Raw genomic sequence first — 9,659 nt, forward strand, 5'->3', positions numbered from 1 at the left:
AAGCCACGGATACCCTCGATGAATAAAACCACCCTGCACCTGGCCCTGATCGGCGACTACGATGCACAAGTCACCGCCCACCAGGCCATTCCCTTGGCGTTGCAACAGGCCGGCGCGGCGTTGGGCCTGACGGTGCGGTTCGATTGGCTGGCCACCGACACGATCAAATCCACCGAACAATTGCAGCACTACGATGGTTTCTGGTGCGTCCCCGCCAGCCCTTACCGTGACCTCGACGGCGCCCTGCTGGCCATCCGTTATGCCCGCGAACAGCGGCGCCCTTTCCTCGGCACCTGCGGCGGTTTTCAACACGCGGTGCTGGAATATGCCCGCAATGTGCTGGGCTGGGCCGACGCAGAACACGGCGAATTGGCCCCCGACTCGCCGCGCGCAGTGCTTACGCCACTGACCTGTGCGCTGGTGGAAGCGACTGACACCATCCGCTTGATGGCCTATACCCGCATCGCCGAGGCCTACGCCACCCTCGATATCCATGAAGGCTACCGTTGCCGCTATGGCATCAACCCTGAATTCGAAAGCGCGCTACTGGAGGCTGACCTGATTGCCAGCGGCCATGACTCGGCGGGCGACCTGCGAGCGGTGGAGCTGCTGGACCATCCGTTTTTCGTCGCCACCCTGTTCCAGCCGGAACGTGCGGCCCTCAAAGGCATCMCCCCGCCGCTGGCAGTTGCGCTGCTGAAGGCCTGCGTATGATCGCCAACACGCCCAAGCCGCCGTACTACGCGGTGATCTTCAGTTCCCTGCGCACTGAAGGCGACAACGGCTACGGACAAGCCGCCGACCGCATGCTGGAACTGGCCCGGCAACAACCTGGCTTTCTCGGCGTGGAATCGGCACGCGGTGAAGATGGCCTGGGCATCACCGTGTCCTACTGGAACAGCGAAGCCGCGATTCTGTCCTGGAAGCAGCACGCCGAACACACCGAGGTGCGCGAACAGGGGCGCTCCACCTGGTACTCGGCGTGCCATACGCGGGTGTGCAAGGTGGAGCGGTCTTACGCGTTCGAGCGCTGAAACATCAACCTGTGTAAAACACTTAATGTGGACAAGGAAGGCTCTGTAGTGAGGGAGCTTGCTGTAGTGAGGGAGCTCCTGTGGCGAGGGAGCTTGCTCCCGCTGGAGTGCGCAGCGCTCCCAAAGATCTTGGGGCCGCTACGCAGCCCAGCGGGAGCAAGCTCCGCAAGCCCCCTCGCCACAACAGCCCTCAACGCAGTGACGGCGTGCACTCAGCTGACCAGACTGCGCACCGCACTGATCTGTGGAATTTCCACCCGGCGCATGTACACCCGCAGCGGTTCTGTGATGTTGATGCGGTCGTCGATGTTCTGGTCCAGCAACAACTGGATCCGCTCGCGGGACAAAGTCATGGCCTGCTCGTCAACCGGCTGCCAGACAAACTCGGCGGTCGGGATGATGCCGTCGTCGGCCACGTCCATGCCGAAGGCGTCTTCGCTGAAACGGACGATGTACTGGTGGGTCTTGCGGTTCAGGCCGACAAAACCGTGGAGTTGGTCGGCGGCCTGACAGATAAGCTCGGAGGTGATGCGCATGGTAAACCTCACTGAAAAGTCCTGTTTGGACTGGAAAGATGGTTTACACGCGTGGCAGATAATCTGCCCTCTGATGGGGCAGCTGATGGCAAGAGTACTGCATGGCACAGCACAAAAGTGCAGAAAAATGGCCCGTGAACACGTTAATGTCGGTTTGGTGATAGCGCCATTCGCAAGCAATTGTTAAAAAGGAGCCCTTCTCAAAGTTACCTCCACGAAAGGACCTCGCTTATGCCTGTCACGTTTACCAAGAGTGCCCTGCTGCTGTCCCTGATGCTGGGCCTTGGCCACGCACAGGCGGCAAGCCCGATCAGCCCTACCGAATTGGCCACCAACGAAGGCATTCCGCACCCTGCGGTGATTGCCCACCGTGGCGCCTCCTTCGATGCACCGGAATCCACCGCCGCCGCCTACAAAGTCGCGCGCGACCTGGGTGCCGACTACCTGGAAATGGACCTGCAACGCAGCAAGGACGGCGTGCTCTTCGCCCTGCATGACAACAACCTGCAACGCACCACCGACGTTGCCACCAAATTCCCCGAGCGCAAGGACAGCCCGGCCAACGAGTTCACCTGGGCCGAGCTTAAAACCCTGGACGCCGGCAGCTGGTTCAACGCCGCCTATCCGGATCGCGCCCGCCCTGGCTTCGTCGGTTTGAAAATCCTCAGCCTGGACGAAATCATCAAGATCGCCGAAGGCAACCCGCAGCACAAACCCGGCCTGTACATCGAAACCAAAGAGCCGAAGCAATTCCCGGGTATCGAAGCCGACCTGAAGAACAAGCTGCTGGATAAAGGCTGGTTGAGCTCCACCGGCTCCAACCAGGCCCAGAAAAACATCGGAGTCGGCCAGGGCAAGGGCCGCGTGGTGCTGCAAACCTTTGAAAAGGACAGCCTCAAAGAACTGCAAAAAGAGATGCCCAACACCCCGAAAATCCTGCTGTTGTGGGTCGGTGAAGGCAGCATCGAGCCAAAATCCAAGGTGACCTTCGCTGAGTCCGGCGAGCCAAGCAAAGCCGCCTACTATGCCAAGCAAGAACCCAAAGACGCCGCCGAGTTCGAAAAATGGGTCGACGAGGCCAAGAGCCTGGGCGCCATCGGTACCGGCCCTTCGGCGCAGTTGACCAACCTGGGCGACCAGAGCTATTCCGACCTGGTCAAACCCGAGATGAACCAGTTGACCCACGACAAGGGCCTGCTGGTGCACGTGTATACCGTGGATGAGCCGGTGGACTTCGACAAGGTGATGAAAGCCGGCGTCGATGGCATCTTCACCAACCGCGCCGCCGAACTGCTGAAGTACTACAAGCGCTGGCCGTCCTCGAGTGTGGCCGACCTGCTGCAGGACAACGGTTACTGAGTGAGTCCCGAATGGTCAGGTCGCCTGTGGCTGGGGCCTGATTACGGGCTGATCCTGGGTATTGCGGGGCGCACCGCGCCCCATGCGCACTATGCCCATCAGTTGATGTTCTCCCCGGGCGGGCCGATCACGGCCAGCCTCGATGGCCGTGTCACCACGGCCCATCGCCTGTTTATCCAGTCAAGAATGCCCCACGCCATCCTCCACACCGACGGTGAGGTGTTGATGGTGTATGTCGAACCCGGCGCTTTTGAACTCGACCTTTTGCAGGCCGCCCTGGCCAACAGTGAATTGTCCCTTGAAGCACTCAGCAGCACGCTGCAGCAGATACCAAGGCGCGAACTGGAAGACGCACGGGTGGAACGCGCACTGCTGGCGCTGGATCAGCAACTGAGCGGCAAGGTCTCGGCCCAAGCCCTGGCCCAGGCGGCACACGTTTCGTTGAGCCAGCTGGAGCGTTTATTCGCCAACCAACTGGGTTTGCCGGTGCGCCGCCTGGTGCTGTGGCGGCGCTTGCGGGTGGCGCTGGGACTGGCACTCGGCGGCAGCACCTTGACCGAGGCCGCCCATGGCGCCGGGTTCGCTGATTCGGCGCATTTTTCCCGGACCATGAAGCAGCTATTCGGCGTCACGGCGGGGGCGTCGTTGCGCAACCTGCAACTGACACTGCTCCCACTGTAGGAGCGAGCTTGCTCGCGAAGGTCGTTAACGATGACGCGAGCATCCTGAATGAACGCGGTGCCCTCAGGTTTTTCGCGAGCAAGCTCGCTCCTACAGTAGGTCGGTGGGAACCGGCGGCTCCTTGTTCAATCGCACAGCCCTGAATGGATCGCGCAACTGCGCCACATACTCCCGCGGAAAATCCGGCCGGCTGCCAATCCCCAGATCGCCCTGCCCCATTCGATAGTCATGGCTGTAAAACGCCGTGCCCAACAGCCAATCCCACAGATTGAAAAACAAGCCAAAATTCACATCCCCCGCCCGGCCGTATTTCATGTGATGAAAACGATGCACCGGCGCCCAGGCAAACACCCGGCGCAGCGGCCCCAGGCGCATGTCGACATTGGAATGCTGCAACAGCAACTGCACGGCAATCGCCAGGGCCAACAGCAGCGCCACCTCCGTGGGAATACCCAGCAGGATCAACGGCGCCAACCCGGCCGTGGCTTCGAGCATCTGGTGCAACGGATGCTTCATCAAGCCATTGAAACCGTACAGCCGCTGCACGCTGTGATGCACCGCATGCAGGCACCACAAGGCCGCGACTCGGTGACTGGCGTAGTGCATCAGGGTGATGCCCGCATCGGCGATGAAGATCGCCAGCAGCAATTGCTCCCAGAGCGGCCACGCCCGCGGCCATACGCCGTCAACGGCCAGCAACGCGGTCAACACCGGCAAGATCAACAAGCCCGCTGCATTGAGACCTTCATTGACCAACGCATGAATCAAGTCGCGACAACGATCACCTTGGTTGCGATTCCACTGCGGCTCATAGGGCATCCACCACTCCGCAATAAACGACACCACCACCGCGCAGACAAATACCAGTGCCAGCCATTGCGGCGCGTTCACCTGTATCAGCCACAGCGCCCACCCGATAAATCCCACCCAGAACAAGGGCGCGTAGGCCCAGGCCATTAACTGTTTCATCTGTGCCTCCCATGATTGAGACGCCAGCATGAAACCCCGCACTCCGCCGCCGATTGAACAAACGGCGCAATTTTAAGGGAGAGTTAAGTTGCGCTGGTTAACCTGATCCCACTTAAACAGCTCACCCCAAGGAATACACCATGAAAAACCTGACCGCTCTGTTCGCTGCTACCGCCCTGACGCTTACTGCAGGTTTCGCCCAGGCCGATGTTCGCCCGGACCATATTCCGGGCCTGCTCAAGTCCGGCGCCATCATGGATTTCGAAAAACTCAACGCCAAGGCAGTGGCCCAGCACAAAGGCGCCACCATCGTTGACACCGAACTGGAAGACAAAGCCGGCCGCCTGGTCTACGAGACCGAACTGCGTGACACCGCCAATGTGAAGTGGGATGTGAAGCTGGATGCCAAGACCGGTGAAGTCCTGGAAAACAAGCAAGACACCTGAGTTAAACCATAAAAACGCCGCGCCGCCTTCGGGCCGCGCGGCTTTTTTATGCGCGTTGGTCGCCCAGAAGAGCAAATAGTCTAATTAGCGTGAACGAATTTGTACCTTGCGCCGCCAAGCTCGCTAGAATCCCAACCACCAGCCAAGGCACAACGCCAGCAGCATCAGGATCGAGACCGCGCGCCATGGGGCAAAAAGCCGCCGACATTGCCACCATTGGCCGAATCAGCGCTGTGCCGGCGATTCTGCAGGTGATCAGTGAAATGACCGGCTTGCGTTTCGCGGCCGTAGCGCGGGTCACCGACGATTCATGGACCGCCTGCGCCGTGCGCGACCAACTGGACTTCGGCCTGCCCGTGGGTGGCGAGTTGGACCTGACCACCACCCTGTGCCACGAAATCCGCGGTTCCCACGTCTCGATCGTGATCGACAAAGCCAGCGAAGACCCGCTGTACCGCGACCACCACACGCCACGCATCTACCACTTTGAAAGCTACATCTCGGTGCCGGTGTTCCGCACCGACGGGCGTTTCTTCGGCACCATCTGCGCCCTGGACCCGAATCCGGCGCAACTGCGCAGCAGCACCATCCAGTCCACCATGGAGTCGTTTGCCCGGGTGCTGTCGCTGCAAATCGAAGCCGAAGAAAGCCTCCAGCAAACCGAAGCCGACTTGCAGCAAGAGCGGGAAACCGCCGAACTGCGGGAACAGTTCATCGCCGTGCTTGGCCACGACCTACGCAACCCGTTATTCGCGATCAACGTCGGCGCCGAACGCCTACTGCGCAAACACCCGGACCCGGCCACCGACACGCTGGTGCGGCACATGCTGGCCAGCGGCCGCCGGGCCTCGCAACTGGTGGAAGACGTACTGGACTTTGCCCGCGGGCGAATGGGCAGCGGCATCCCGGTGAACATCAGTGAATGCACTGGGCTTGAAGACACATTGCAGCATGTGGTGGAAGAGGTGCAGCACGTGCATCCAAAGCGGCTGATTCACGCCAGCATCGGCAATCTCAACGGTGTGAAAGGCGACCGCGAACGTCTGGCGCAATTGCTCTCCAACCTGGTGGCCAACGCCATCAGCCACGGCAACCCGGAAGGGCCGGTTGAAGTCAGTGCGCAGGTCAACGCCGGCACGTTTGAGTTATCGGTGAAAAACCTTGGGCTGATCAGTGAGCAAGCCATGCCACTGCTGTTCCAGCCCTACTCCCGACCGACGGGCGCCCTGCCCCAGGCCGGGTTGGGCCTGGGTTTGTACATCGTCAAACAGATTGCCGACGCCCACGGCGGGCGGCTGGAAGTTTCTTCCCACGAGCAGGACGGCACGGTGTTTACCTTCAGCTTGCCCACTGGCGATTGACGCTCACCTCGAACCGTCACAAAACCGTCAAATACCCTTGCCATGATGCGCTCAAGTGAACCTGTGAAACCTCCTACAGGCACTTTCCCTGCGAGCGTCCATGAACCACAGCATCGACCACAGCCACCAGGACTCGGACCTGTTTGGTTTGCTTTACGGTTTTCGTTTTCGCCCCGGTGAAAAGGGCGAACAGATTGACTCAGCCACCGCCCTGGCGGCCTTGCAGCAACCCGGTGACCCCGAAGAGTTTCTGTGGCTGCACCTGAACCTCGCCCACGCCGCCTGCGAGCGCTGGATGCAGGCGCACCTGAACCTGCCGGAAGAGTTCTTCGAAGCCTTGCACGAAGGCTCGCGCTCCACCCGTATCGAACACGTGGACTCGGCCTTGCTGGCGGTGGTCAACGACGTGGTCTTCAACTTCAGCAGCATGGTGTCTTCAGACATTTCCACCTTATGGGTGTGTGCCCGCAGCCGGCTGCTAATCAGCGCGCGCCTGCAACCGCTGCACTCGGTGGACAAGCTGCGCTCGTCGGTGAAGGCCGGCGAGCGCTTTCGCTCGCCGCTGGAACTGCTGGTGCATTTACTGCGGGACCAGGGCGAAGTGCTGACGCAGATCGTGCGCAAGACCAGCCTCAGCGTCGACCACATCGAAGACCAGTTGCTGTCGTCGCGCCTGTCCACCAACCGCGCTGAACTGGGCGCCGCGCGCCGGGTGCTGGTGCGCCTGCAACGGCTGCTGGCGCTGGAGCCGGGCTCGTTGCTGCGGCTGCTCAACCGCCCGCCGCAATGGTTGCAGAAGGAAGACGTGAAGGAGCTGCGCAAATCCACCGAGGAGTTTGCGCTGATCATCAACGACCTGATGGCGTTGGGCGAGCGAATCAAGCTGTTGCAGGAAGAGATCGCCGCCAACCTCAACGAGCAGAGCAACCGTACGCTGTTCACCCTGACCGTGGTCACGGTGCTGGCGTTGCCGATCAACATCATTGCCGGTTTTTTTGGCATGAACGTTGGGGGCGTGCCGCTTTCCACTGACCCGGAAGGCTTCTGGATTCTGGTGGCGCTGGTGGCGACGTTTACCCTGATTGCCGGACGCTGGGCGTTTCGCAAGCGCAAGGATTATTGAATTTGAAATGCGCTCAATGTGGGAGCTGGCTTGCCTGCGATAGCGGTGGTGACTGATACACCGCTATCGCAGGCAAGCCAGCTCCCACATTTGATCGGCGGTGTTTTATAGACCAGCGGCAACCTCAATTCCCTAAACACTGATTCATCGCAGCATCTCTGTAACATTCTGCAACGATCATGACCGACATCCTCCCCACACTGGATGCTCCGGCATGGCCACCCCTTCCCTGACTGCCTCCGCACACGCTTCCACCGCCGATCCCAAACCGCGCCTGGACAAGAAGCCAGGCCTGGTGACGGTGATCATTTTCTTCGCCGTACTCGCCATGGGCCTGCTGTTCACCGCCTACAGCCTGATGCACGACATGCGCGAACTGGGCACGGTGGTCACCACCTGGACGCCGTTCCTGCTGCTGGGTGTGGCGTTGTTGATCGCCCTGGGCTTCGAGTTCGTCAACGGTTTCCACGACACCGCCAACGCGGTGGCCACGGTGATCTACACCAACTCGTTGCCGCCGCATTTCGCGGTGGTGTGGTCGGGCTTTTTCAACTTCCTCGGTGTGCTGCTGTCCAGCGGCGCGGTGGCGTTCGGCATCATCGCCCTGCTGCCGGTTGAGTTGATTTTGCAGGTGGGCTCCTCGGCCGGTTTTGCGATGATCTTCGCGCTGTTGATCGCCGCGATCCTGTGGAACCTCGGCACCTGGTGGCTGGGTTTGCCGGCTTCGTCGTCCCACACCTTGATCGGCTCGATCATCGGTGTAGGCGTGGCCAACGCACTGATGCATGGCCGTGACGGCACCAGCGGCGTGGATTGGGGCCAGGCGATCAAGATCGGTTATGCGCTGCTGCTGTCGCCGCTGATCGGCTTCGCCTTCGCCGCCCTGCTGTTGCTGGCGCTGCGGGCCTTCGTGAAAAACCGTTCGCTGTACAAGGCACCCAAAGGTGACACCCCGCCGCCATGGTGGATTCGCGGCATGCTGATCGTCACCTGCACCGGCGTGTCGTTCGCCCACGGCTCCAACGATGGCCAGAAGGGCATGGGCCTGATCATGTTGATCCTGGTGGGCACCCTGCCGATGGCCTACGCGCTGAACCGCACCATGCCGGCCGGTGAGTCGTTGCAGTTTGCCGCCGTAGCCGAAGTGACCCAGGCGGCCTTGGTAAAAGCGGCGCCGCAACTGGCCCCTGCCGACTCGCGCGCCACCTTGTCGACCTACGTCCGCACCAAGGAAGCCACGCCGGAACTGGTGCCCGCCCTCGCCTCAATCACCGGGCATATTGGCGAAGAAGTGAAGAGCTACGGCTCCCTCGCTGCTGTACCGGCCGAGGCCGTGGGCAACGTGCGTAACGACATGTACCTGACCAGCGAAACCATCCGCCTGATGGACAAGGGCAAGGTCGGCAACTTCGACGCCGACACCCAGAACAAGCTGCAACTGTTCAAGCAACAGATCGACAACGCCACTCGGTTTATCCCACTGTGGGTCAAGATCGCCGTGGCCATCGCCCTGGGGCTCGGGACCATGGTCGGCTGGAAGCGCATCGTGGTGACGGTGGGCGAGAAGATCGGCAAGACCCACCTGACCTACGCCCAGGGCGCCTCCGCGGAGATGGTGACGATGCTGACCATCGGCGCGGCGGACATGTATGGCTTGCCGGTGTCCACCACCCATGTGCTGTCATCGGGCGTGGCCGGGACCATGGTGGCGAACGGGGGTGGGTTGCAGATGAAGACCATCCGCAATTTGCTGATGGCCTGGGTGCTGACATTGCCGGCAGCGATTCTGTTGTCGGGTAGCCTGTACTGGCTATTTACCAAATTGTTCTGACACAACGCGGATCAAAATGTGGGAGCGGGCTTGCTCGCGAAGGCGGTGTATCAGTCACCGGATGTATTGACTGACACTCCGCTTTCGCGAGCAAGCTGAACTGGCCTAATGAATTTGGACACATCAATAGGGCGCTATGATGGCGCCCAAACCTGAGGTGTGCAGATGATGCGAAAGTCCTATTCCAGCGAGTTCAAACTCAACGCCGTCAGTATGGTGCTTGATCAAAACCTGCCTGTTCCCGAAATTTGCGCCAGTTTGGATATCGGCCCTACGGCTTTGCGTCGCTGGGTCGAGCAGGTGCGCAAAGAGCGCGCCG

General features: G+C 60.8%; 11 protein-coding genes. 9 read left to right on the plus strand and 2 right to left on the minus strand.

The window, feature by feature from the left end:
- Positions 1-18 precede the first annotated feature (18 nt).
- Together AU074_RS22820 and AU074_RS22825 are read left to right on the plus strand one after the other, a co-directional pair.
- Positions 19-714 (plus strand): CTP synthase, encoded by a 696-nt coding sequence (locus AU074_RS22820; protein ID WP_076016628.1) that lies wholly within the window; start codon positions 19-21, stop codon positions 712-714.
- Positions 711-1,034: an antibiotic biosynthesis monooxygenase gene (locus AU074_RS22825; RefSeq protein WP_076016629.1), complete on the plus strand. Its 324-nt coding sequence runs from the start codon at positions 711-713 to the stop codon at positions 1,032-1,034. The genes AU074_RS22820 and AU074_RS22825 overlap by 4 nt, the downstream gene beginning before the upstream one ends.
- 212 nt (positions 1,035-1,246) lie before the next feature.
- Here the strand turns inward: AU074_RS22825 and AU074_RS22830 are convergent, their stop codons facing one another.
- Positions 1,247-1,570: a DUF2025 family protein gene (locus AU074_RS22830; RefSeq protein ID WP_017475926.1), complete on the minus strand. Its 324-nt coding sequence runs from the start codon at positions 1,568-1,570 to the stop codon at positions 1,247-1,249.
- Between the two features lie 231 nt (positions 1,571-1,801).
- Between AU074_RS22830 and AU074_RS22835 the strand changes: the two genes are divergently transcribed.
- On the plus strand, positions 1,802-2,929 hold the full coding sequence (locus tag AU074_RS22835; protein WP_076016630.1) for a glycerophosphodiester phosphodiesterase: 1,128 nt from the start codon (positions 1,802-1,804) through the stop codon (positions 2,927-2,929).
- Positions 2,930-3,610 carry an AraC family transcriptional regulator gene (locus AU074_RS22840; protein WP_076016631.1) on the plus strand — a complete coding sequence of 227 codons (681 nt, stop codon included), beginning with the start codon at positions 2,930-2,932 and terminating at the stop codon, positions 3,608-3,610.
- 90 nt (positions 3,611-3,700) lie between these two features.
- On the opposite strand, the gene AU074_RS22845 is transcribed toward AU074_RS22840, so the two are convergent.
- Positions 3,701-4,579 (minus strand): sterol desaturase family protein, encoded by an 879-nt coding sequence (locus AU074_RS22845; RefSeq protein ID WP_076016632.1) that lies wholly within the window; start codon positions 4,577-4,579, stop codon positions 3,701-3,703.
- Between the two features lie 140 nt (positions 4,580-4,719).
- Here AU074_RS22845 and AU074_RS22850 point away from each other — a divergent pair, with 140 nt between their 5' ends.
- From AU074_RS22850 to AU074_RS22870, 5 genes are all read left to right on the plus strand, one after another.
- Positions 4,720-5,025 carry a PepSY domain-containing protein gene (locus AU074_RS22850; RefSeq protein WP_076016633.1) on the plus strand — a complete coding sequence of 102 codons (306 nt, stop codon included), beginning with the start codon at positions 4,720-4,722 and terminating at the stop codon, positions 5,023-5,025.
- A 185-nt stretch (positions 5,026-5,210) separates the two neighbouring features.
- Positions 5,211-6,386, plus strand: coding sequence for a GAF domain-containing sensor histidine kinase (locus tag AU074_RS22855; RefSeq protein ID WP_076016634.1), 1,176 nt, complete (start codon positions 5,211-5,213; stop codon positions 6,384-6,386).
- Positions 6,387-6,486: 100 nt separating this feature from the next.
- Entirely contained in the window at positions 6,487-7,509 is a 1,023-nt protein-coding gene (locus tag AU074_RS22860; protein WP_076016635.1) for a transporter, read from the plus strand.
- Between the two features lie 214 nt (positions 7,510-7,723).
- Entirely contained in the window at positions 7,724-9,340 is a 1,617-nt protein-coding gene (locus tag AU074_RS22865; RefSeq protein WP_076016636.1) for an inorganic phosphate transporter, read from the plus strand.
- 168 nt (positions 9,341-9,508) lie between these two features.
- Positions 9,509-9,659: transposase (locus AU074_RS22870; protein WP_143503647.1), on the plus strand; the 151-nt coding region annotated here is incomplete at its 3' end.

Source organism: Pseudomonas sp. ATCC PTA-122608 (assembly GCF_001952855.1).
GTDB lineage: Bacteria > Pseudomonadota > Gammaproteobacteria > Pseudomonadales > Pseudomonadaceae > Aquipseudomonas.